The sequence below is a fragment of the Myxococcales bacterium genome, from assembly GCA_016712525.1.
In the GTDB taxonomy this organism is placed as follows: Bacteria; Myxococcota_A; Polyangia; order Polyangiales; family Polyangiaceae; genus JAAFHV01.
In genome coordinates this window covers 2,704,949-2,726,748 of the sequence record JADJQX010000007.1, presented here as the reverse complement: position 1 = coordinate 2,726,748, position 21,800 = coordinate 2,704,949, and the positions used below count along the sequence as shown (strand labels likewise).

The 21,800-nt window shown below is 70.4% G+C and carries 17 protein-coding genes; 9 read left to right on the top strand and 8 right to left on the bottom strand.

Translation table 11 applies throughout. The features are described 5' to 3' along the window. The first annotated feature begins 12 nt into the window (after window positions 1–12). Window positions 13–720 (top strand): hypothetical protein, encoded by a 708-nt coding sequence (locus IPK71_28565; protein MBK8217698.1) that lies wholly within the window; start codon window positions 13–15, stop codon window positions 718–720. Between the two features lie 9 nt (window positions 721–729). On the opposite strand, the gene IPK71_28560 is transcribed toward IPK71_28565, so the two are convergent. The 4 genes from IPK71_28560 to IPK71_28545 all read right to left on the bottom strand — a co-directional run bounded on the left by IPK71_28560 (window position 730) and on the right by IPK71_28545 (window position 3,517). Further along, on the bottom strand, window positions 730–1,707 hold the full coding sequence (locus IPK71_28560) for a hypothetical protein (GenBank protein ID MBK8217697.1): 978 nt from the start codon (window positions 1,705–1,707) through the stop codon (window positions 730–732). 196 nt (window positions 1,708–1,903) lie between these two features. Continuing rightward, window positions 1,904–2,713: a hypothetical protein gene (locus tag IPK71_28555; GenBank protein MBK8217696.1), complete on the bottom strand. Its 810-nt coding sequence runs from the start codon at window positions 2,711–2,713 to the stop codon at window positions 1,904–1,906. An 8-nt stretch (window positions 2,714–2,721) separates the two neighbouring features. Continuing rightward, the gene (locus IPK71_28550) at window positions 2,722–3,105 is read right to left on the bottom strand and encodes a hypothetical protein (GenBank protein ID MBK8217695.1); all 384 of its coding nucleotides are present in this window, start codon (window positions 3,103–3,105) and stop codon (window positions 2,722–2,724) included. A gap of 136 nt (window positions 3,106–3,241) precedes the next feature. Then, window positions 3,242–3,517, bottom strand: coding sequence for a hypothetical protein (locus tag IPK71_28545; GenBank protein MBK8217694.1), 276 nt, complete (start codon window positions 3,515–3,517; stop codon window positions 3,242–3,244). A 299-nt stretch (window positions 3,518–3,816) separates the two neighbouring features. On the opposite strand from IPK71_28545, the gene IPK71_28540 reads away from it, so the two are divergent. The 4 genes from IPK71_28540 to IPK71_28525 all read left to right on the top strand — a co-directional run bounded on the left by IPK71_28540 (window position 3,817) and on the right by IPK71_28525 (window position 8,207). After that, window positions 3,817–5,301 carry a protein kinase gene (locus IPK71_28540; GenBank protein MBK8217693.1) on the top strand — a complete coding sequence of 495 codons (1,485 nt, stop codon included), beginning with the start codon at window positions 3,817–3,819 and terminating at the stop codon, window positions 5,299–5,301. Window positions 5,302–5,343: 42 nt separating this feature from the next. After that, a complete protein-coding gene (locus tag IPK71_28535) occupies window positions 5,344–5,643 on the top strand; it encodes a hypothetical protein (protein ID MBK8217692.1) in 300 nt (99 codons plus the stop codon). A 151-nt stretch (window positions 5,644–5,794) separates the two neighbouring features. Continuing rightward, window positions 5,795–6,646: a class I SAM-dependent methyltransferase gene (locus IPK71_28530; protein ID MBK8217691.1), complete on the top strand. Its 852-nt coding sequence runs from the start codon at window positions 5,795–5,797 to the stop codon at window positions 6,644–6,646. 337 nt (window positions 6,647–6,983) lie between these two features. Continuing rightward, a complete protein-coding gene (locus tag IPK71_28525; GenBank protein MBK8217690.1) occupies window positions 6,984–8,207 on the top strand; it encodes a methionine adenosyltransferase in 1,224 nt (407 codons plus the stop codon). 99 nt (window positions 8,208–8,306) lie between these two features. Here the strand turns inward: IPK71_28525 and IPK71_28520 are convergent, their stop codons facing one another. Both IPK71_28520 and IPK71_28515 read right to left on the bottom strand, forming a co-directional pair. Continuing rightward, a complete protein-coding gene (locus tag IPK71_28520) occupies window positions 8,307–12,215 on the bottom strand; it encodes a hypothetical protein (GenBank protein ID MBK8217689.1) in 3,909 nt (1,302 codons plus the stop codon). Window positions 12,216–12,288: 73 nt separating this feature from the next. Continuing rightward, the gene (locus IPK71_28515; protein ID MBK8217688.1) at window positions 12,289–13,830 is read right to left on the bottom strand and encodes a hypothetical protein; all 1,542 of its coding nucleotides are present in this window, start codon (window positions 13,828–13,830) and stop codon (window positions 12,289–12,291) included. 174 nt (window positions 13,831–14,004) lie between these two features. Between IPK71_28515 and IPK71_28510 the strand changes: the two genes are divergently transcribed. Both IPK71_28510 and IPK71_28505 read left to right on the top strand, forming a co-directional pair. After that, window positions 14,005–15,006: a hypothetical protein gene (locus IPK71_28510; protein ID MBK8217687.1), complete on the top strand. Its 1,002-nt coding sequence runs from the start codon at window positions 14,005–14,007 to the stop codon at window positions 15,004–15,006. Beyond that, window positions 15,003–15,620 carry an RNA polymerase sigma factor gene (locus IPK71_28505; GenBank protein ID MBK8217686.1) on the top strand — a complete coding sequence of 206 codons (618 nt, stop codon included), beginning with the start codon at window positions 15,003–15,005 and terminating at the stop codon, window positions 15,618–15,620. The genes IPK71_28510 and IPK71_28505 overlap by 4 nt, the downstream gene beginning before the upstream one ends. A 10-nt stretch (window positions 15,621–15,630) precedes the next feature. Here the strand turns inward: IPK71_28505 and IPK71_28500 are convergent, their stop codons facing one another. Beyond that, entirely contained in the window at window positions 15,631–16,431 is an 801-nt protein-coding gene (locus tag IPK71_28500) for a hypothetical protein (protein MBK8217685.1), read from the bottom strand. A gap of 125 nt (window positions 16,432–16,556) precedes the next feature. Here IPK71_28500 and IPK71_28495 point away from each other — a divergent pair, with 125 nt between their 5' ends. Together IPK71_28495 and IPK71_28490 are read left to right on the top strand one after the other, a co-directional pair. After that, on the top strand, window positions 16,557–17,561 hold the full coding sequence (locus IPK71_28495) for a hypothetical protein (protein MBK8217684.1): 1,005 nt from the start codon (window positions 16,557–16,559) through the stop codon (window positions 17,559–17,561). A gap of 151 nt (window positions 17,562–17,712) precedes the next feature. Next, complete coding sequence (locus IPK71_28490; GenBank protein ID MBK8217683.1) at window positions 17,713–20,952, top strand: HEAT repeat domain-containing protein; 3,240 nt, start codon at window positions 17,713–17,715, stop codon at window positions 20,950–20,952. A gap of 9 nt (window positions 20,953–20,961) precedes the next feature. Here the strand turns inward: IPK71_28490 and fghA are convergent, their stop codons facing one another. Continuing rightward, window positions 20,962–21,798, bottom strand: coding sequence for an S-formylglutathione hydrolase (gene fghA, locus IPK71_28485; protein MBK8217682.1), 837 nt, complete (start codon window positions 21,796–21,798; stop codon window positions 20,962–20,964). Window positions 21,799–21,800: the final 2 nt, after the last annotated feature.

Sequence of the window (21,800 nt, the reverse complement as noted above, 5' to 3'; positions counted from 1 at the left end):
GAGGTGCACGTGATGAAGGCTCGTCTCTCCAAGGTCGTGTCGTTGGTCTCGGTCCTGGTCGTTTTGGGGATGTCGTTCACGCACCGCGCGTCGGCGCACGTCGAGCCCGAGGGGCCACCGCCCGGAGGTGGGGTCACCGTGGTGCCTCCGCCGCGCACGACGACCGAAGAAGGGGCGCACGAGGAGGAGTGGGAGGACCAGGATCACGTGCGGGTGGGGGCGCTCCTCGGCCTCGGCTTCCCGCGCCCGTTCTCCCTCGAGGCCCTCGTGAAGATCGAGCGCACGCTCGGCCTCGGCGCGGAGGTCGGGTTCATGCCGAGCCTCAAGGTCGGGCCGCTCGAGGGCTCGTTCTGGGGCGTGGCTGGAGACCTCCGTGTCTTCCCGTTCCAAGGGGCGTTCTTCATCGGCCTCCGCGCCGGCTACCAACGCATGCACGCGCGGGCCACCGCGGAGCTGCCCATCTTGGGCACGCTCACGGAGACGGCGACGGCCGAGACCTACTTCGTGAACCCTCGCGTCGGCTTCTTGTGGACGCTCCGCTCGGGGCTCACCGTCGGGCTCGACGCGGGCGTGCAGGTCCCCATCAAGAAGTCGTACGTCGACTCGCTCCCGGACGGCACACCCACGGAGGTGCGGTCGGCCGCCGAGGACGTGGCGAAGACGTTCGGGTACGCCACCGTGCCCACGGTGGATCTCCTCCGGATAGGCTTCCTTTTTTGAGGGGTGCTTTCAGCGCTTCTCGAGGAAGAGCACCGCCGGGCTGTCGCCGAGCTTCGCGGGGGGCAAGAACGGATCGACGACCGGGGCGCTTCGCTGGAGCCTCGCGATGACGCGCTCGAGGATCCCCTTCAGGATCGTCGCGTCGGTGCGCGTGATGGCGGCCGCGCCCTGCGTGGCGCACGTGAGCGCCCCGTCGCGCCATACGAGGGTCTGGGCGTCGCCGCACATCGGGATGCGCCCCGTGCGGAGCGACGCCTTGAGGGGCCGTGCCAGCTCGCGAGGTGGTTTGCCCTCGACGACCCGGTACACGTAGTCGAGCGTGCGCGCGAGCAGGCCCTCGTCGACCGCGCCGGCGTTGCGTGGGCCGCACTCGATGGTGACGCCGTCGTGGCTCGTCTGCCCCGAGGCGAAGTCGGAGCACGGGAGCGCGACGCGCCCGGAGGGGAGATCCATGCACCGGAGCTCGCGTTGCGCGTTGAACGTCACGGTCTGGCCTGGGCCACATTTGGGCGTGGGCAGGGCCGGAACGCCTTCTTTCGAGGGCGCCGTCTCGCAGCGGAAAACGTCGGGGGAGACCTTGGTGAACGCCCCGCACTCGAAGGTCCGCTGCGGCTTCGGGAGCTCGGCGATCGTGCGCGCGGCGCCGCCCGCGTCGAGCCAACGCACGATCGCGTCTTTGCGGACGAGGTAGTACGGGTCGGTCTGGCCCGTGCCTCGAGGCACGCACGTCAAGGCGCCGTCGTCGTCGCCGGGCCCGAGCGAACAGTCGGCCGGGAGCGGGCTCGGGATCGTGGGCAGCGTGCGGCAGGCGTACGTCCCGTCGGGGCGTACCCCGAGCGCCTCGGTCGCGCCGCAGACGGGCAGCTTGAGGGTCTTCGGCGCGGGTGGCGCGTCTTCGGCGTGGGCGCGCTCCGGCGCGACGGTGAGGGCGCACGCGAGCACGAACGACGACGGACCGAGGAGGGCGCGAGCGAGGCCGTGTCTCATGGTCGAAGCATCGCACGTGAAAAAGGCACGTGAGGTGACGTTTTCCCGTGGGACTCGTTTCCACCCCCACTCCATCCCCGGCTATCGTACATCGCGCTACAGAGGTCCTTCGTGAGGAGGCTCGAGATCGTTCGGGTTTCGACGCTCTCGCGCCTCGAGGCATCCGCGGTTCCTCGGAGAGGATGGGAGGGCCGATTCAGGCCCGCGCCGCCATGGGATCGATCCCACGCTCGCGGAGCGGGGCGAGCACCTTCGTCTCCATCGATTTGCGTGCAAGCTGCAAGTACGCACCGGACTCCATCCAGGCGAGCGCGTCGCCCGCGGTCTCGGTGCGGCGAGGTCGCTTCTCGATGTCCTTCCACTGGTCGTGGATGGCGTCGACGGCGAGCCTCGCGTGGCGCGCGAGGTGAGCGAGGTCGTCCTCGCCGAGCATGGGCGCCGCCCAATCGAGGAACGCGAAGCCGAACGTCCCGTGCGCCGCCTCGTCCTTCACGATGCGCCCGAGCACGGCCTTCGGGAGCGGGTGTTTCGCCGCGTGCCAGGTCCCGCGGAGGAGCGGGATCGAGAGCGCCTCGCCCACGCAGAAGAACCGCACGACGAGCTCGGCAGCCCGGAGCAGAGGCGGCGTGCCCTCCTTCGCGTCGAGCACCATGAGGTCGGGGTCGTGTTGGATCTCGGTTCCTCCGCCGAGCTCCATCGCCATGCGCGCGCAAAGCTCGACGTGCACCATTTCGTCGAGAGGGAAGCGTGAGCCGAGGGCGATGAGATCGAGTGGCGCGCGGCACTCGATGAGCGCGCGGAGGGTCGCCGCGCAGGCGATGCCGGTCCTGTGCTCCTGGAAGGCCGCGCCCGTCCACGCGCGCCTCGCCGCGACGAGGTCCTCCTCGGAGATCCCGCGTGTGTCGATCGTGCCCCAGGGCATGGCCTCGACCTCGGGGCGCATGCGCCGGTAGCGCTTCTCGACGCCGCCCCCGAAGAGCTCGAGCTCGAAGAGTACGCCGCTCATCGCAGCCCTCAGAGCCGCCCGGGCGGGGGCATCAGGTTGCCTGGCGGGTGAGGCGGCGCGGTGGCCTTCGGGGCGGCGCCACCGTCGTGTTTGCCGGGGTCGCGCGTCGCGCCCGCGTCCTTCTTCTTCGCCCCCGCGTCGCTCGGCTCGGGCGGAGGTGGAGGCATGAGGTTGCCCGGCGGATGGTCGGCGATCGAGGGCTCGGGCGGGGGCATGAGGTTCCCCGAGGTCGGCGGCGCCGTCTCGGAGGGCGCGGGCGCGGCGTCGAGCGTCGGCACGGGCGCCATGAGGTTGCCCGGCGGGTACGGGTCTTTTTTCTCGCACGCGTAGAGGACCGTGGCGACCCCCACCGACGCGACCAGGAGCTTTCGGCTCTTCACAGTGCGCTTCATTCCCCGATGCTAGCGGCGTTCGGGGCCGCGTCGTCGCCCTTTCATGCGCGCCCGCCGATACGGCGACGATGTGGGGGAACGTGCGCTTCGGACCTGTCGGGCGAGGTGAGCCGCTGCGCGGGCGAGGACCGTGAGGTCAATCGGTGCCAGCGTCGCTCGCGCCGTCGTCTCCCGCGTCGATGGGCGGAGGAGGCATGAGATTTCCGGAGGTCGGGGGGACGTCGGGCTTCACGTCCTCGGAGGCGTCGACCGGGGGCGGCGGCATGAGGTTCCCCGAGGTGACGGGGCCGTCGGCCGCGGCGTCGGCGCCCGCGTCGGTGGTCGTCGTGCTCGTGGAGCAAGCCACGTAGCTGATGGTCGCGACTCCGATCGAGGCCACGAGCAGCTTCTTCCCGATGACTCGCCTTTTCATGGCTGCGCCCTCCCGGCAAGCTCGAGCCTAGCGTCTTTTTGCCGGTGCGCCGGCCGAAAAACCGCAAAACCCGCGTCAGGGGCCCGCTTCGTCCAGGGTAGCCCACCCTTGACCTCGCTCGGCCGCTGGTGGCACCCTGACAGCGCCCCGAAAAGGTGCGCGCCGAAGCCGAGGTCGAGAACGTCGTTCTCGTCTCGGAGCTCACCGCACTCTCGTGTGCCGGGTGGGACCGGCGAGTCGGGGTGTGTGTGCCGCGATCGGCCACGCGGGAGATTTTCTCCCCCTTACCCGGAGCCAGAATGTCGGAATCTCAGCAGCGCTACCGCGTCCTCCAGAAGCTCGAAGCGGGCGGCATGGCCGAGGTGTTCCGGGCGGAGAGCGAGGGGCTCCAGGGCTTCAAGAAGCAGGTCGCGATCAAGCGCGTCCTCCCGGAGCTCGGCAAGAAGAAGAAGTTCATCTCGATGTTCCTCGACGAGGCGCGCCTCTCGGCGCAGCTCTCGCACTCGAACTGCGTGCAGGTGTTCGACATCGGCGCGGGCGACGGGGCCTACTTCATCGTGATGGAGTTCGTCGACGGGGCGAACCTCAAGGCCATCGCCGAGTCGATGCGCAAGCAGGGGCGCGAGTTCCCGGTGCACGCCGCGGCCTTCATCGCGCTCGAGATCTGCAAGGGTCTCTCGTACGCGCACGAAATGAAGGACGACGCGGGGCAGCCGCTCCACATCGTGCACCGCGACATGTCCCCGCCGAACGTGCTCGTCACGAAGTACGGCGAGATCAAGATCGTGGACTTCGGCCTCGCGAAGGCGAGCTCTCAGCTCGAAAAATCCGAGCCGGGCATCATCAAGGGCAAGTTCTCGTACCTCTCCCCCGAGGCCGCCATGGGCCAAGAGGTCGATCTTCGCACCGACATCTTCGCCGTCGGCATCATCTTGTGGGAGCTGCTCACGCAGCAGCGCCTCTTCCTCGGCGAGACCGACTACCAGACCGTGAAGCGCGTCCAAGACGCGGTCATCCCGAGCGTCTCGCAGATCAACCCGCGGGTGCCTCGCGAGCTCGAGCGCATCGTCAACCGCGCGCTCGCGAAGGACCTTCACGCGCGCTACCAGTCGGCCCGCGAGCTCGGGCAGGATCTCACGCGCTTTCTCTTCGCGAACGGCGCGGCGGTCGGCACGTTCGACATCGCCGAGATCGTGACGCTCGCCATCCGCGATCGCGAGCGCGAGCGGATCCGCGCGCCCCAAGGCTCCAAGATCGACAAGCTCATCGAAGAGGCCCTCTTCGAGTTCACCTCGCTCCGCGAGGACGAGGACCCCGCGGTGCAGGCTCAAAATCAGCCCGGCGCGCAGCCCATCCACGGGGGCTCGTTCGTCGACCCGACGAACTGGGCGAACGAGCTGAACCTCGGAGGCGACATCCCGCGTACGCCGAGCGTGTCCATCGCCGACTCTCTGCCGAACCTCGCCGACGGCAACCTCTCGGCCCTCGAGGACGCCGACATCCCCGAGGCCCCGTCGCAGCCCAAGATCGCGCCGCACGCGTCGAACCGCGGTGTGCCCCAGGTCATGGGACAGCAGGGGCCACGCCCGGTCTCCATGCCCCCTCCAGCGCAGCTCATGGCGGCGCAGGTCGCGCCCGTGTCGGCGCCGGGCTCCGCACCTACACCCCAACCGCCCGCGAAAAAGGGTGGAGTCGGCGGGGCCGCGATCGGCGTCGTCGTGACGGTCGTCATCGCGGCGGCGGTCGGCGCGGCGTATTTTGCCGGCGCGATCGGTCATCACTGACGCTGCCTCGTTTGCCGCCACGTCTGCTCGAGGGGAGGTCCCATGTCGCACCAGCACAACCCGTACACGCCGCCGCAAGCCCCGATGGGGAACCCGTACCCGAACCCGTACGGTCTCCCTTCGTGCCCCCAGTGCCAGAGCCCCAACGTGCACAAGCCGGGCTTCACGTGGTGGGGGGGGCTGCTCGGTCCCAAGCTCTTGAACCACCACGTGTGCAACGCGTGCGGCTTCGGCTTCAACGGGTCCACGGGCAAGTCCAACGCCACCGCGATCGGCATCTACCTCGGCGTGGGCGTGGGCCTCGCGGTGCTCTTGGTCGTGCTTCGTGTCGCCGTCGGGTAGCCTGCAAGTGTCCGTCATGCCGAGTGTTTCGGCCCGACGACGAGGTCCGACGATCCGCGCGCGCGCCCATGGCCTCTCGAGGCGTGAGGCGTGGCTCCACGAAAACCTGGGGTGTCGGCTTTCGAGGGCCTGCTAGGCTCGGCGCCTCGACATGGGCACACCTTGGGACCGCGCGGCGGACGGCTACCTCGAAACCTGGATCCCTCGATTTCTCCCGTACCACCTCGATCTGGTGCGCGAGCTCTCGATCCCGGAGGGCGCGCGGGTGCTCGTCACGAGCTCGGGCCCCGGTGGGAACGAGGTGCTCGCCGTGGCCCGCGCGGTCGGACGAGAGGGCCGCGTGTTGGCGACGGACGCGAGCGCGCGCATGGTCGAGATCTGCCGCGAACAGGTCGAAAAGGCGGGGTTCTCGGATCGTGTGACGTGCGCCCAAGCCGACGCGGCCGCCGTGCCCGACGGGCCCTACGACGTCATCGTGTGTGCGTTCGGCCTTTGGCAAGTCGTCGAGCGTGAGCTCACCTTGCGGTCGTGGGCGCGGGGCCTCAAGAAGGGCGGCAAGGTCGGCGTGGTCGCGTGGGGGCCGGCCGAGATCGACGACCCGTTCGAGCAAATGCGCGAGCTGCTCCTCGAGCTCGAGCCCGAGGTCGCCACCCACAGCCACCGTGTTCTCGCGAGCCGCGAGTCGATGGCGAAGATGTTCTCGGAGAGCGAGCTGTCGATGGTGCGCCACACGGTGATCCGTCACTCGCTCACGTTCGCCACCGCCGAGGCCTTCGTCACGGCGCTCCGCGAGTCGTGCACCTGGCGCCGCGTCTGGGAGACCCTCGGCGACGAGCGGCTCGCCCGCGTCGCTGCCCGGTTCTACGACAGGTCCGGCGGGCCGCTCGCGCCGCTCACGTTCCAGCCTCCGGCCACCATCGCGATCGCCGCGCGCCCGGGCGACGAGGTCGTCCTCGGCGAGCGCACGGTGCGTGCCCCGGGTGTGGCGCGCCTCGTGCCTTAACATCTCGTATCTGTTGAGGTTTATTCGTGAGGTGAGGGCTCCCTCTCCGGCGACGCTGCGGCCCGCCGGCGTGTAGGGGGGCCGCCGTCGTGAGGGAGCTTGGACCGGCGCTCGCTCGAATCCGAGCCTCGCCGCGCGACGGCGCTCCCGCTCCGCGAGGGGGAGAGCGAGGCCGAGGCCGCGGGTGTCGGCTCGGTCATCGTCGATCTCGGTGCCTTTTTCGCCTTTGCGCGGTGCGCTTTCGGCGCTATCTCGGTGGCCTTGACGAATGGGGCGCAACGAAGCGCGCCAACAAGGCTCCCCGCGCTGGGCGGAACGAGCCGAGCCAGGAGAACCCATGACACGTTATCAGTTCACCTCCGAGTCGGTCACCGAGGGGCACCCGGACAAGCTTTGCGATCACGTCTCGGACGCCGTCCTCGACGCGATCCTCACGCAAGACCCGAAGGCTCGCGTCGCGTGCGAGACGCTCGCCAAGACGGGCATGGTGGTCCTCGCCGGTGAGATCACGACGACGGCGCGCATCGACTACCCGACGCTCGTCCGCAAGACCGTCGCCGACATCGGCTACGTGAGCTCGGAGATGGGCTTCGACGCGCACACCTGCGCGATCCTGACGGCCGTCGAGCAGCAGAGCCCCGACATCTCGCAGGGTGTCAGCGAGGGCGAGGGCATGCACAAGGAGCAGGGCGCCGGCGACCAGGGCCTCATGTTCGGCTTCGCCGTCAACGAGACGCCCGAGCTCATGCCCGCGCCGATCGCGTACGCGCACCAGCTCGCCCGCACGCTCACCCAGGTCCGCAAGTCGAAGAAGGTCGACTTCCTCCGCCCCGACGGCAAGACCCAGGTCACGCTCGAGTACGAGAACGGCAAGCCGGTCCGCATCGACGCGGTCGTCGTCTCGACGCAGCACTCGGAGAGCGTCAAGCACAAGGCCCTCAAAGAGGCCGTCATGGAGCTCGTCATCAAGAAGACGCTCCCGGCGAAGCTCCTCGACAACAAGACCAAGTACCACGTGAACCCCACGGGTCGCTTCGTCGTCGGCGGCCCCATGGGCGACTGCGGCCTCACGGGCCGTAAGATCATCGTCGACACGTACGGCGGCATGGGTCGCCACGGCGGCGGCGCCTTCTCGGGCAAAGACCCGTCGAAGGTCGACCGCTCGGCCTGCTACTACGCGCGCTACGTCGCGAAGAACGTCGTCGCGGCGGGCCTCGCCGACAAGTGCGAGGTCCAGATCGCGTACGCGATCGGTGTCGCGAAGCCCGTCGGCGTCCACGTGAACACGTTCGGCACCGGCAAGGTCGAGGACGAGAAGCTCGAGAAGTACATCCTCGAGAAGTTCGACATGCGCCCGAAGGCGCTCATCGACGAGCTCAAGCTCCTCCGCCCGATCTACCTCCCGACGGCCGGCTACGGTCACTTCGGCCGCAAGGAGTTCCCCTGGGAGAGCACCGCGCGCGCCGCCAAGATGGCCGACGACCTCCTCCCGAAGGCCCCCAAGCCGAAGACGAACGGCTCCGCCAAGAAGGGCAAAGGCTCGGCGCACGCGTCGGCCTGAGCTCCCTGGCTCGTGAGGCGAGCGGCTCCTCCTCCGGGTGGGCCGCTCTCTTCTTTTGTCTTTGATTTTCGATGGTTATCCGAGGCGGGCGCGAAGCGCTCAGCGGCACTCGGGGTCCTGGGTCCCGTGGCAGAGGCGCACGACGTCGACCGTCTCGAGCGGCACGGTCACGGTGGTGCCCTCGGCCGTGCGCCGCGGCGTGAGGGGGATGAGGTCACCGTGGAAGCCGAGCGCGAAGGTGTCGCGCCCGAACAGGGTGACGTCGATGGAGCCCTGCGGGAGCGGGCGGCCCGTCCAGTTGAAGAGCACGATCGCGACGCCCTTGGCCGAGCGAACGACGGCGGCCTCGACCCCGGGCACGCTCGTTCGTGCGTGGCGAAACGCGTCGCTCGGCTTGCGTCGCTCGGCGTCCTGCGCGGGGAGGCTCGCCCACACGCGGGGGGCGGGCGAGGTTACCTCGGGCAAGGCGGCGACGCTGCGCCCCTCGAGGGCGAGCCAGTGCTGGAGCCCGGGGAAAAAGGCGTACGCGTAGGCTACGCCGCCCGAAGGGTGCGCTTTGCGCGTGATGCCCGCCGAGGTGCCGAGGCGCGCGACGACCTCGGCGTCGTTCACGACGAGCTCGCCCAAGCGGCAGCCCGCGCGCTCGCACGGAGGCTGAAAAACCGCCTCCTCGGGGATCGAGCGAGAGGGCGCGGCCATGAGCGAGCCCGCGAGGGTGTAGCCCGTGGTTCCGGGGACCACCGGGGGCAAGCGGCCTTGACCGTCCGCGCGCTTCGTCACGCCGAGGATCGCATCGAGGTCGGTCACGGGCCTGTCGACCTCGTCCCGCGAGCCGGCGCCGGGCAGGGCCACGAGCGTTCCCCCGTCGCGCGTGACCCAGTCGGCGATGGCGCGCCTCGCGCGGGTGGTCGTGTGCGCCTGCGTGAGGAACACGACGTCGAACGCCGCCTTGGCGACCCCGCGCGCCAGGCTCTCGTCGTCGACCATCTCGACGGCATATCCGGCGTCGGTGAGGGCGCCGTGCAAAAACGCAGGCTCGTAGAGGTGCGCCGCCTCTCCCTTCGACCATAGGCTCGACACGCCTTCGGCCTGGATCGCCACGCGGCCTCGGGGGCGGGTGCCCGTGGCGAGCAGCGTGTCGGCGAACGCGACCTTCTCGCTGGCGCGCGCGACTTCCTTGTAGAATGCACGTGCCTCGGAGAAGCCGTCGTCGGGGAGGAGCCAGCTCGGCCCGAACGCCCAGTACTCCACGTGCCGAGCGCCGCGTGACACGGCGGCGAGCACCTTGTACGCGAGGCCGTCGCGCATCGGCACTCCGACGCCCACGGTGACGTACACGCCGAAGCGTGTGAAGGGCGACGGGGGCTTCCCCGGAAGGACGTGAGGGAGCTCGGCGGCCGAGCGCGCCACGTCGGCGCGGAAGGTCGCGAGGCGCGCCATGGTGTCGGTGTATTTGGTGTCGATCCAAGGGACGAAGGGCCGCGGCGAGGCCGTCCCGAGCGCTCTCCCCGGTCGCTCGGCCTGCGCGCGCATCGTCGCGAACCAATCGTAGCTTCCGACGGTCCCGTACGACTCGTACGCGAGCATGCTCGTGCGGTGCGCGGTCCCGTTGTTCCAGTTGATACCCGCGACGTAGTCGCACGCGCCGTCGGCCTTGCACTCGGGTAGGGCCGCGACCGTGGCCGCGAGGGTGTCGTTCGTGTCGAGCGCGCGGCTCGCCACCGTCTCGCTCAGGTAGCGGACCGTCGCGAGGTACCGGCGTTTTGCGTCGACGGTGCCGCGTGGATCTTGGGCCGTCGCGAGCCTCGCCTCGGCGCCGACCGCGAACCCGGTCTCCTCCCGAGCCTCGTTCGCGCGCGCGACCCACGTCCGGAGCCTCGCCTTGGCGGTCGCGTCGCGCGCGACGGCCTCGTACACCGCGGCGCGCGGGCCGAGAGGCCAGCTCGGCTCGTCGTCGAGCAGCACGGTGCGGAGCTGCGTCGCCTTGGCGCCTTGGCGATGGAAGAGGGAGCCGGGCTCCTCCGACGCGACGAGCGACCGCGCGAAGCTCGTGTCGAGGGCGGGACCTTTGGCCGAGAACGTCTCCGATGCGTCGAAGCGGCTTATCGATTTGGCTCCGACGAAGGGCATGCCGTACGCGCGGAAGCGCTCGTCGACCCAAGGCCGTGGGAGGAGCTGGGCGTAGTCGCTCGTGATCTCGTTGCACCCGAGGGCCGAGGTCGCGCGCGCGACGTTCTCGACGAACGCGGTGGCCCCGTGCGCGAGCAGCGCGTAGCAGCCGAGGTGGATGGCGCGGGGCGCTCGCCTCACCTTCACGGCCTCGGCGTCGTTCGCCCACTCGGAAGAGAGCGAGGTCAACGTCTTGAAGGCTTCGCGATCGAAGCTTCGAACGTTCGCTCCGGGGGCGAAAAACGTAAGTGATCTTCCGTAGATGGGGCCGTCTTGCTCGGTCTTTGCGGGGGTGATCCGGCCGCTCGCGTCGCGTGTCGCGAGCTCGAGCCGCGCGGAGAACCTCGGCGCGTCGGTGAGCGACTTCGCGACGAGGGTGTTGTCGCCCGAAGGCTCCGGACCGCCTGCGAGGTGGAGGGCGAGCGCGTGGGTGCTCTTCGCGCCGACGCCCGTGAGGAAGCCGTCGAGCGAGATCCAAGGTGTCGTCTTGCCGATCGCCTCGAAGCGGACGGAGAGGGGCTTCGCAGGGCTCGGGCCGAGGTCGGCGAGGGTGGCGTCGAAAGGAAGGGCGGGGAGAGCGTCTCGCCCGACGAGCTCCGTGAGCGTGAAGCGCGCGACGACGCTCTCGGGCACCTCGCCACCGACGCGGGAGTCCTCGCCGTCGATCGGCAACTCGGCGAGCGCGAAGAGCGTCTTCGTGTCTCGCGCCACGGCCATGGCGCCCACGACGTGGCCGCTCGGCACCGTGGAGACGCGCGCTCCGGGCACGTCCTTCGTCGCGAGGGTGACCGCGTCACGGGCGACGATCGTCGTACCTACGACCACGTCTTTGCCGTCGCGTGTCCTCGCCGTGCGTGGCTCGGCCGTCCACAGGATCGCGTCGCCCGGGTCGAGCGCGAGCCCATACGTCGCCGTGGAGGGTGCGGCGCCGCCGAGCCGCTCGAGGGGGACCCGCCCGCGCGCCCCGAGCGGCCCGGGATACGTGCGAAAGAGGGACGCGCCGTGCCCGACGAACGCGAGGGGCTGCGCTGCGCACTCGGCCGCGGGGAGGGGGACGTTCTCGGCGCAGGCGGGGCGGTGCTTCGTGACCGTCGTGGAGGCGACCTTCGTCCCGTCGAGCTCGAGCGTGACGAGCGTCGCGCCGCCTGCCCCGACGAAGAGCTTGCCGTCTGCGGCGTGGACCGCGAGGGCGTTGCCGGACCCCGTCTCGAGGGATGCCGGGGACGGGCCCGGGTGACCGCTCTCGTCGAGGGGGAACGCGAGCACCGTCGGAGTGACCGCCGTCGTCGCGTAGAGCACCCTCGGCGTCAGGGCGAGGCGGCCGCTCGACGGGGCGCCAAGGGGCACGACGCGCCTCGAGCCCTCGAGCACCGCGCCGTCGGCGGCGAGGTCGAACGTCGTGAGGCGGCCCTCCGCCCGATCGTTCCAGAGCACGTAGAGCCGACGATCCGTGGCCCGCAGGTCGGTCACGACCACGGAGGCGTCCGGCGAGAGCTCGACGTCGGAGAGGGCGACGTAGTGCGGAGTCGGTGAGAGCTCGTTGCCCTTCCGCGTGAGCACTCCGAGCGCCCGCGCGCGCCTCGCGCCGCTCACCTCCACCCCCATGTACACACGTGCGCCGCTCGGGTGCGCTTCGAACGCGGAGACCCAGGCTTTGTTCGTAGAGCCGTCGTCGAAGAGGTGCGTCGTGGGCAGCACGATCACGCGGGCCGAGGGGGCGTCGTGATCGCTCGCGGAAGGGCGCGGCGGCGCGACCGTCCCGTGGCCCGCCTGACCGCAGGCCACGAAGGTCGCGCCGAGGAGCATGCCGTGGAGACCTCGACGAGGGTGGCTTCGCACGCCCGCAAAGGTAGCAAGGTCACGAGCGCGGGGCCGCGAATCTCCGCGTCGAGCTCAGCCCTATGGCCTCACGTCACTCGCAGTAGCCGAAGCTGCACGTCGACTTGGCGCCCGTGCACTGGCTCGAGTCGCGGCACGGCGTGCACTCCGAGCGGGTCGTGGTCGGCGCGGCGGCCTCGAACGCGCACCCGCACGACAGCTCGGGGGTGTGGGGCGTGATGTTCGCGCCGTCGCTCGAGCGCCGCACCTTCATCGCGCACGCGGGCACGTTGCCGACGCGCTTCATCGCGCCGAAGAGGTCGACGCCGCGCACGGGGGCCTCTTGACGGCTCACCATCACGTACGCGAGGCGCTTCACGGCCGCGTCGAGCTCGGCCTTCGCGGTGCCTGACGGATCTCGCACGTCGTTCGGGGCGGCGATGGGCTCGCCACCCTGCGTGCGCACGAGGACGTGGAGGGCGTTCCACATCACGTAGTGGCCATCGCGCACGTTTCGCCGGTCGAGCGAGCCTCGAACCGAGTCCGGGTAGAACGCGACGGGCTGCGCGAGGTGTCGGTAGGCGAGGGCCTTCAGCGCGTCGGGGTTCGTGTCCACGATCTCCGACGAGCTGATTCCGATGGTCTTCGAAGGATCCTTCGTCGAGAGCAGCGCAGGCAGCATCGCCGACGACCCGTTCGAGTCGCGCCCGCGCAGCTTGTCCGCGGGGAGACCGAGCGTCCGCGCCACGGTCTGCTGGTTGCCCGAGCTCGCGCGTCGGCGGAACACCGAGCTCTCGTCGTTCCACGGCGTGACGCCGGAGCTCGCCATACCGAACACGCGGTACGCGGCATCGGCGCTGATGGCGCGCTCCTTGGAGGTGGCCGGGGTCGCGAACATGACCGGGCTCACGGGCCCGATGAGATCGTCGATGTCGGTCGGGAGGGTGACGGTGCCCGCGAGGTCGGCCTGCCCGCCGCACGAGCTCGCGAAGAGCGCCGAGAGGGCGAGGTCGGCCGGCTGGGGCTCGGAGAGCACGCAGCGCGACTTGTCGCCGTTCGGGGAGTACACGGTCACGGGACCGTCGACGCGCTTCTTCAGCACGACGCTCGCCACGCCCTCGCACGAGCCAGCCTCGCGGAACACGATCGTCGCCGCCGTGCCCATGGCCTTCGCCAAGGGCTCCATCGGGAAGCCGGTCGCCCCATAGACGAGGACCGGCGTGCGGAGAGAGGTAAGCGAGCACGTGGGCAGCACGGTCGTGTCCGGGGTCTCGCTGGGCCCGGGGTCGAACGCCGGGAGCTCGGGGCCCTGGTCCGCGATCTCGGGGAGGGGATCTCCCTCGGTGTACCCGGGGATCCTCGCCTCGTTGTCGAAGGTCTCGTACTTCGCGTCGGTGCACGCGGCGAGGAGCTGGGCCATCGTCGTGGGCTTGCAGCGGTAGCAGCCGTGGCCCCCGAAGCCGTTCGGGTCGACGCAGGTGTCTCTCGGAGGGGTGGACGTCCCCGTCGTCGGGGTGCCCGTGGAGCGCGACGGATCGTAGCCGTCGTAGCCATCGTAGCGGTCGTAGCTCCCCCCTCCACCGATCCAACATCCGGTGAGGCCAAGGGCGACGAGCACGAAAACAGAACGGGTCATGGGAATCTCCATCGGCGGCTTATGGTTCACTGGTTGAATCACTTGATGACCCATCAGCAAGGGGTGTGCCGCCGCCAAAGTGGCTGTTTCCCGCGCGATGGCGCTCCGGTGTCAAAGCTCGTTCACGCCCTCCCCCGGACCTCGTGACGGAACGGTCCGTGCTTAGGGCGAGGCGTGGCCCTGGTTCTTCCCTCGCTGCGAGCTCTCCTGTCGTCGCCGAAGGTGGCGTCGCAAGTCGCGGTCGTCGCCATGTGGCTCGGAGTGGCACGCGTCGCGTCTGCCGGTGAGCCGGTCGGCCTCGAGGTGGTCGGAGCGCCGTGCCTCACGGTCGAGGGCGTCACGGCCGAGGCGACGGCCCGAGGCGTCACCCTCGTTCCCACGGGGGCAGGCGCGCCCCCCCGTGTGTCGTACCGCGCCGTCGTCGTCTCGGAGGGAGACACGATCGAAGTCCGGGTCGAGGGGACCGACGAAGACCGCGCGATCCCCTCGCGCACCTTGCGGGCCGACTCGTGCGAAGAAGCGCGGCGCGCCGTCGCGGTCCTCGTCGCCGTAGGGCATGGGGGCGAGCCGGAGCCCGCGCCTCCCGCCCCAGTCGCGCCTGTCGTTTCGAGCGCACCGAAGCGCGTCCCGGCGCGTCCTTCGCCGGTCGCGCACCCCGAGGCCCCTTCGGCCGCCCTCACGGCAGCGGTCGGAGCCGGAGCTCGCTCGCTCGTCGAAGGCCAGGCGACGTTCTCCCTCACGATGGGGCTCGTACGGCCCTCGAACGTGGTCCCGTGGGTCGAGACTTCGTTCGTCGTGGGCGTCCCCAAGACGATCGTGGGGGGTGGCGCCTCGGGCGAGTTCTCCTACCTGGCCGGGCGCGTCGCTGCCGCGCCCGTGAGCGTGCGTGCCGGTGGGTGGAGCGTGTCGCCCTTCCTCGCGCTCGAGGTCGGCGCGCTCGGCGCCTCGGGTGTCGGCGCGACGCGGGTGGAGCGACGCTCCCGTCCTTCGCTCGTCGGCGCTCTAGGTGTCCGATCTCATTATGATTTTTCGCGTCGATTCTTCGCCTCGGGGGGCGTCGAGGGCCTCGTCGTGGGCCTCCGTGACGACTTCGTCATCGTCGGTGGAGGCACGACCTACCGCCCGCCCGCCGTGGGGTTCGCCGTGTCTCTCGCCCTCGGAGTGACGATTCCATGATCAAAACGCTCACGCCGACGATCTTCCTCGGGAGCGCCCCCGTGACCCCCGCCACCGAGAGCCCGATCGAACGTTCTCTGCCGGGCCCCGTGCCCATGGCGCGAGAGGTCCCGCGCTCGGAGCGCCTCGAGGTGCTGGCCGGCGTGCTCGAGCTCGTGTGGCGCTACGTCCGCCGGATGGGCTTCTCGGAGGGCGCCGCGGACGACGTCGCCCAAGAGGCGTTCTGCATCGCCGCCTCGCGTGTCGACGTGATCGAGATCGGGAAGGAGCGCGCGTACCTCCTCTCCACCGCCATCCACCTCGTCCGGCGCGAGCGCACACGGAGCGGCAGGCTCACGGCGCTCGATCGGGAGCCCGAGGTCGCCACGACGGAGCTGCCCGACGCGAGGCTCGACGCCGAACGTGCGCGGAGGATGCTCGACTGCGCGCTCGCGTCCCTGGAGGACGACGTGCGCGAGGTCTTCGTCCTCCACGAGATCGAGGAGCTCACGATGGCCGAGATCGCGGTCATGATCGGCGTCCCGAGCGGCACGGTCGCCTCACGCCTGCGCCGCGCGCGGGAAGAGTTCAAGAAGGCTACGGCGCGCCTGCGTCGCGAAGGGAGGCCCGCATGAGCTCGGGCGACTACGAGAGGGACGACCTCGACTTGCTCGCGGCGGCGCGGTCCGAGAGGCCTCGCGGCGATCTCCGCGCGCGGGTGCTCGTTGCGGCGTCCCTCGCCGGAGGTGCCGCGGTCACGAAGGTCGTCGCGACCAAGGTCGCGGCTACGAAGGTCGGGGCCAAGGTTGGCCTTGGCGCGACGTTCACCGGGCTCTTCGCGGGGGCGCGCCTCCTCGCGCTGAAGCCGCTCGTCGCGATCGCCGTGGTGGCCTCCGCTTCGGCGCTCGTCGTCGATCGCTCGCGCGACGAAGGCTCGCGAGAATCCCCCATGGCGACGCTCGACGGTGGCCGCGCGACCTTCGCCGTCGCGGGCGGGGCCGTGCGCCAGATCCTCGCGAAGGCGCACGCGCTCGCCGCGACGCCTGCCCCCCCCGTAGAGCCCCCGAGCGTCGATGCTCCTCGGCCTCCCCCGTCGAACGTCGCTGCGCCCACGCACGCGAACGGCGCGGGCGCCCCGCCGAGGCGCTCCACGTCCGTGAAGGACGTTCCGGCCGAGGCCACGGTCGCACCCGCGAACGACACGCGCCCCGCTGCGCCTCCTCCTCGCTCGTCCCTCGGCGACGAGATGGAGCTCGTCGACGCCGCGCGCGCCGAGCTCCGCAGGGGGACGTCGCGCGCGCCCTCTCCCGGCTCGAGGTTCACGCGTCTCGCTTCCCCTCGGGGATCCTCGCCGTCGAGCGCGACGCTCTCCGCATCGAGGCCCTCGCCGCCCAAGGTCGAGAGGCCGAGGCACGCGCGGCCGCGCGCCATTTCACCGTCGCGCACCCCGGAGCGCCGCTCCCTCCGCGTGCACGGAAGGCTCTCCTGGGAGATCGAAAAAACGAAGGGACCGGGTCGATTCCGTGATCGTTTCGTCGAGCTCCGCGATTGTACGAGCAGAGGTGAACGTCATGCAGATCCGCTTTCTTTCCTTTGCGTGTGTGCTCGGTCTCGGTCTCGCCGTCGGCTCCATCGGGTGCTCGGGGCAGGTCGTCCCCATCGGCGAGATCGAGAAGCCGGTGACCGGAGACGACGCAGGTCCCGGGCCCAACCCCGGCGTACCGGGGCCCGGAGGCACGAACCCCACCATCGACGACGGCCCGTGGGAAATGCCCGACTGCGCCGAGCCGAGCGGCGAGTCGAACACGTACACGTCGATCGCCGACGTCGAGGCGAAGGTCGAGGGCGTGTGGGCGCTCTGCTCGGGCCGCGTGAACAGCCCCGCCGACACGAAGGGCATCGCGTTCGCGAAGGGGCGGGCGCACTTCCTCGTCCAGGGGCGCGCAGCGGCCGGCCCGTCCGTCACGGGCTCCCAGCTCCAGAAGGGGGCGGGCGGCGACTACGAGCGGAGCGTCGAGATCCTCGACACCCAGATGATGAATGGTCCCGGGCACTTCCAGATCAACTTGACCGCGAACGGCGGCACGAACATGTACGCGTCGCGCACGTCGAAGGATGGGCGTTTCCTCGAGCTCAACGAGGGGACCTCGGGCAACCGCGGTCGCTACGTGCGCGTGACACGCAGGGTCGCGTCGACGTGCGCGACGCCGATGGGGCCGCTCCACGCGTACACCTCCATCGCCGACGTCGAGGCCCGCATCGCGGGGCGTTGGCAGGTGTGCACCGGGGGCATCTCGTCGCCCGCCGACACGAAGGGCATCGAGGTCGCGCAGCGGATGGCCTACTTCCTCGTGCAGGGCGCGAGCGGGCTCGAGCGCAAGCCGAGCTGGGACTACGAGCGGCGCGTGACCATCATCGACGCTACGAGCATGAACGGCCCCGGCAGCTACCAGATCAACCTGTCCGACGGAGGTGGGACGAACATGTACTTTACCCGTATCACCGAGGCGGGTGATCGCCTCGAGCTCGACGAGGGCACGAGCGGCAAGAAGGTCAGCCTCGTCCGCATCCCGTGAGATCGAGCGCGGGGCCGTCCGTCGTGTGGCGCGCGAGAGCCCCGCACGGAGCGGCCCCGCAATCCGTTCGCCGGGGCGACACCCTTGCGCCCAGGAGGGACAATCCTCGGGCAAAATGCGGTTGGCGTGACCTGTGCGTTCTTCGCACCTCATGCCCGAGGTTGCCTCCAGCCGAACGTCCGAGGTCGCCGAGGGGTTGGCGCGCGCCCTAGGGATGAAGGTGGGGGAGCGCCGCCGAAGCGCGCTGCTCTTCCTCTACCTGTTCCTCGCGTCGGCCGTGTTCATCCTGGGCCGTACCGTGCGCGACACGCTCTTTCTGAGCCGCTATTCGCTCTCGGCGCTCCCGTGGATGTTCGTGCTCTACGGTGTCGTTTCCGCGATCGTCGCCGTCGCCTACGGGCGCTTCGCCGACAAGCTGCCGCGGCACGTCGGGACGGCGGGGACCGTGGCGCTCGGCGGGGCGACCTATCTCCTCACGTGGGGGCTCGTGCGCCTCGGTATCGCGTGGATCTATCCGGTGTTCTACGTGTGGTCCGAGGTGGTGGCGAACCTCCTCATCGTCCAGTTCTGGACGCTGGCGAACGATCTGCACGACGCCCGCGCGGCCAAACGGCTCTTTCCGATCATCGGCTCGGCGCGCGTGCTCGGCGTCGTCGTCGTGGGGACGTCGACGGGGGCCATCGTGCGGCGGCTCGGGACCCCGCAGCTCCTCTTCGTGCTCGTGGCGATGATGATCGCCGTGGCAGGCCTCGCGAGGGCCCTCCGGCAGGAGCCTCGCGTCTCGGCCCCTTCGGCGACGAGGGGGCCCGCGCCGAAGGTCTTCGGGAGCCCCTACGTTCGTGCGCTCGCAGCTCTCGTGCTCCTCACGTTCATGACGCTCACGGTCGGCGACTACCAGTTCAAGGCGATCGCTCGCGCGACCTACCGTGAGGACGCGCTCGCGCAGTTCTTCTCCCTCTTCTACGCCGCCACGGGCATCGTATCGTTCCTCTTCCAGGTCTTCTTGACCCCTCGCATTTTGGGGCGCTTCGGGGTCGGGTACGGGATGGCGCTCATGCCCGTGGTGTTCGGCGCGGCGAGCGCGACGCTCGTCGGCGTGCCGGCCCTCCCGGTGGCGACCGTCATGAAGTTCGCCGACAACGGGCTTCAGTACACGATCCACGAGACGAGCCTTCAGGCCCTCTACGTCCCGTTCCCGGCGCGCGTCAAGGCGCGCACCCGCGCCCTCCTCGACGTCGCCGTCAAGCCGCTCGCGTACGGTGCCGGTGGGCTCTTGCTCGTCGGGCTCTCGTCGCGGCTCGCCGTTCGAGAGCTCTCCATCGTCACTTCCGCGCTCGTCGTCGTCTGGCTCGGCCTCGTGCCCGTCGTGCGCAGGCTCTATCAACGAACGCTCGCCCACACCCTGAGCGCGCTCGGTCCCATGGCGATCGAGGAAGAGCCGTACCTCGACTCGGCCGGTCGCGCGGCGCTCGCCGGAATGCTCGAGAGCCCCGACGCCCGCCTCGTGCTCCTCGCGCTCGAGCACCTCGGCGGCGATCCACGCGCGGCGCACCCGGAGGTGGTCTCCAAGCTGCTCGAGCACGCGGATCCGCGCGTCCGCGCCGCGGCGCTCCGAGCTCTGCCGGCCGACGCGCCGGTGCCGGGAGCCGCGCTCGAGGCACGGCTCCACGACTCGAGCGCCGAGGTGCGCGCGGCGTGCGTGAGGAGGCTGTCTCGTACGCGCGGGGACGAGGCCGTAGAACCGCTTCGTGCCCTCCTCGACGATCCCGACGACGACGTCCGCGTCGCGGCGTGCGCGGGGCTCATGCGGTCGTGTGGGGTCGAGGGCAGCCTCGTCGGAGCGGCCCGCCTGGGCTCGCTGCTCGAAGGCACGCCCGACGCGCGGGTCGAGGCCGCGGCGCTCCTCGGAGAAATCGGAAAGGACGCGTACATCCCCCTACGTCGCCTCCTCGACGACTCCGACGACGGCGTTCGTCGCGCGGCGCTCAAGGCCAGCGCGGGCGTGGGAGACCTTCGTCTCGTGCCGAAGCTCTTGGGGCTGCTCGACGACCGCACGGTGCGGGTGCGCGCAGGCCAGGCGCTCGTCGCCGTGGGGGAGCCTTCGGTGCCTGCGCTCCTCGCTCGCCTCTCCGACGCCGGTGTGCCTCGCGACACGAAGCTCTACGTCCCGAGGCTCCTGCGCTCGATCGCGAGCCCATCGACGTACGACGGCCTCCTCTCGCACCTCACGAGCGACGACAGCCACGTGCGCCTCCGGATCCTCGCTGCCCTCGTGAAGCTGCGTGAGGCCACCGGGAGGCGCCCCGAGCCGCTCTCGTTCGTGCGCAAAGCCGTCGAGCACGAGGCCGCGTCCGAGCTCCGCACCCTGCTCGCGTGGGAGACGGCCCGCAGCACCTACACGGCGCCCCTGCTCGTGGAGAGCCTCGCTCATCGCGCGCGCCGCGCCGAGCGCCGCATCGTGCTCATGCTCGCGCTCCGGTACGACACGGCAGCGCTCCGCCTCGTCCGCGACAGGCTCGGCGATCCGCGGCGTCGCGCCAACGCGCTCGAGACCCTCGACTCCCTGCTCGAGCCGAGCGCACGCGCGCTCGTCATGCCGTTCTTCGACGACGCTCCCCTCCCGGCGAGGATCGCCAAGGCGAGCCTGCTCGTCCCCGAGGTGCCGAAGCCCGACGCGCTCCTCCGCGAAGAGTGTCGCCACCCGAACCCGTTCGTGGTCGCCGTCGCGCTCGACGCGCTCACGCTCGCGAAGAGCCCGATCGTGGCCGAGGTCGCGGACGAGGCCCTTTCGCACCCGTCTCCCCTCGTGCGCGAGGCGGCGATCCATGCCGTTGTTTTTGCTGACTTTTCGCGCGTTCGTGAGCTCGTCTCGCCGCTCCTCGACGACCCGGATCCCACCGTCGTCGCGCATGCCCGCGAGGCCCTACGCGCCACACCCGACGATCGCCCGGAGGACTGCATGAACACGACGCTCGAGAAGATCTTCTTCCTGAAGAGCACGTCGCTCTTCGGTCATGTCGAGAGCGAGGACCTCGCGCCGCTCGCGCGCGTGGCGACCATCGAGAGCTTCGCCAAGGGGCAGAAGATCGTGAACGAAGGAGAGATCGGAGATCGCCTCTACGTCATCGTGTCGGGAAAGGTCTCCGTCTCGCGGAAGGGCGAGCGGGTCGCCGAGCTCGGACCGGGGGAGGCCGTCGGAGAGATGGCGATCCTCGACGCCTCGCCGCGGAGCGCGTCGGCCACGGCCGAAGAGGAGACGTCGGCTCTCTGCATCGGGAGCGAGGAGTTCTACGAGATCCTGCACGAGCAGGTAGAGATCGCCGAAGGCGTGATTCGCATGCTCACGCAGAGGCTCCGCTCGACCCTCGAGGGAGGGGCGAACGGAGCGTGACCGCGAGGCTCAGGCCAAGAGGCCGCGGGCGTGGTGCCGGACGTGGTCCTCCGCGAAGGTCGACACGAAGAAGTACCCGTGGTCGTACCCCGCGTGCCTTCGCACGGTGAGCTCTTGCCCGTGGGCCTTGCACGCCGCCTCGAAGATCTCCGGGCGGAGCTCCCGCTCGAGGAATTTGTCGGCGAGCCCCTGGTCGACGAGGATGTGCGACTGGCGCTTCCCCGCTTCGACCAGCGCCGTCGCGTCGTACGCCTGCCACGCGGCGCGGTCCTGACCGAGGTACGACGAGAAGGCCTTCTCTCCCCACGGGACGCGGCTCGGCGAGCCGATCGGCGCGAACGCCGACACCGTCCGGTAAAGGTCGGGGCGGCGCAGCGCGCACACGAGCGCGCCGTGTCCGCCCATCGAGTGCCCGAAAATGCCGCGGCGTGCGCCATCGAGCCCGAAGTGGGACTCGACGAGCGCCGGGAGCTCCTCGGTGACGTACGAGAACATGCGGTACCCGGACGACCACGGGCTCTCGGTCGCGTCCACGTAGAAGCCCGCGCCGAGGCCGAAGTCCCACGACGCGTCGTCCCCGGGGTAGCGCACTGCGCGCGGGCTCGTGTCGGGCATCACGAGCGCGATCCCGAGCTCCGAGGCCACGCGCTGCGCTCCGCCTTTCGTGGTGAACGTCTCCTCGGTGCAGGTGAGGCCGGCGAGGTAGTAGAGCACCGGCACGCTCGCCGAACCTTTGCGCTCGGGCACGAAGACCGCGAATTTCATGGGCCCCGAGCACGCCTCGGAGACGTGCTCGTAGTAGCCCTGGGTGCCCCCGAACGCGCGGTGCTCGCCGAGCGTCTTCACCG

What these genes read in the sequence shown, in the direction of transcription:
- IPK71_28495 (MBK8217684.1), top strand. Translation starts at nt 16,557, where the DNA reads ATGCAGATCCGCTTTCTTTCCTTTGCGTGTGTGCTCGGTCTCGGTCTC.
- IPK71_28545 (MBK8217694.1), bottom strand. Translation starts at nt 3,517, where the DNA reads ATGAAAAGGCGAGTCATCGGGAAGAAGCTGCTCGTGGCCTCGATCGGA.
- IPK71_28490 (MBK8217683.1), top strand. Translation starts at nt 17,713, where the DNA reads ATGCCCGAGGTTGCCTCCAGCCGAACGTCCGAGGTCGCCGAGGGGTTG.
- IPK71_28550 (MBK8217695.1), bottom strand. Translation starts at nt 3,105, where the DNA reads ATGAAGCGCACTGTGAAGAGCCGAAAGCTCCTGGTCGCGTCGGTGGGG.
- IPK71_28515 (MBK8217688.1), bottom strand. Translation starts at nt 13,830, where the DNA reads ATGACCCGTTCTGTTTTCGTGCTCGTCGCCCTTGGCCTCACCGGATGT.
- IPK71_28505 (MBK8217686.1), top strand. Translation starts at nt 15,003, where the DNA reads ATGATCAAAACGCTCACGCCGACGATCTTCCTCGGGAGCGCCCCCGTG.
- IPK71_28555 (MBK8217696.1), bottom strand. Translation starts at nt 2,713, where the DNA reads ATGAGCGGCGTACTCTTCGAGCTCGAGCTCTTCGGGGGCGGCGTCGAG.
- IPK71_28560 (MBK8217697.1), bottom strand. Translation starts at nt 1,707, where the DNA reads ATGAGACACGGCCTCGCTCGCGCCCTCCTCGGTCCGTCGTCGTTCGTG.
- IPK71_28565 (MBK8217698.1), top strand. Translation starts at nt 13, where the DNA reads ATGAAGGCTCGTCTCTCCAAGGTCGTGTCGTTGGTCTCGGTCCTGGTC.
- IPK71_28540 (MBK8217693.1), top strand. Translation starts at nt 3,817, where the DNA reads ATGTCGGAATCTCAGCAGCGCTACCGCGTCCTCCAGAAGCTCGAAGCG.
- IPK71_28530 (MBK8217691.1), top strand. Translation starts at nt 5,795, where the DNA reads ATGGGCACACCTTGGGACCGCGCGGCGGACGGCTACCTCGAAACCTGG.
- IPK71_28535 (MBK8217692.1), top strand. Translation starts at nt 5,344, where the DNA reads ATGTCGCACCAGCACAACCCGTACACGCCGCCGCAAGCCCCGATGGGG.
- IPK71_28525 (MBK8217690.1), top strand. Translation starts at nt 6,984, where the DNA reads ATGACACGTTATCAGTTCACCTCCGAGTCGGTCACCGAGGGGCACCCG.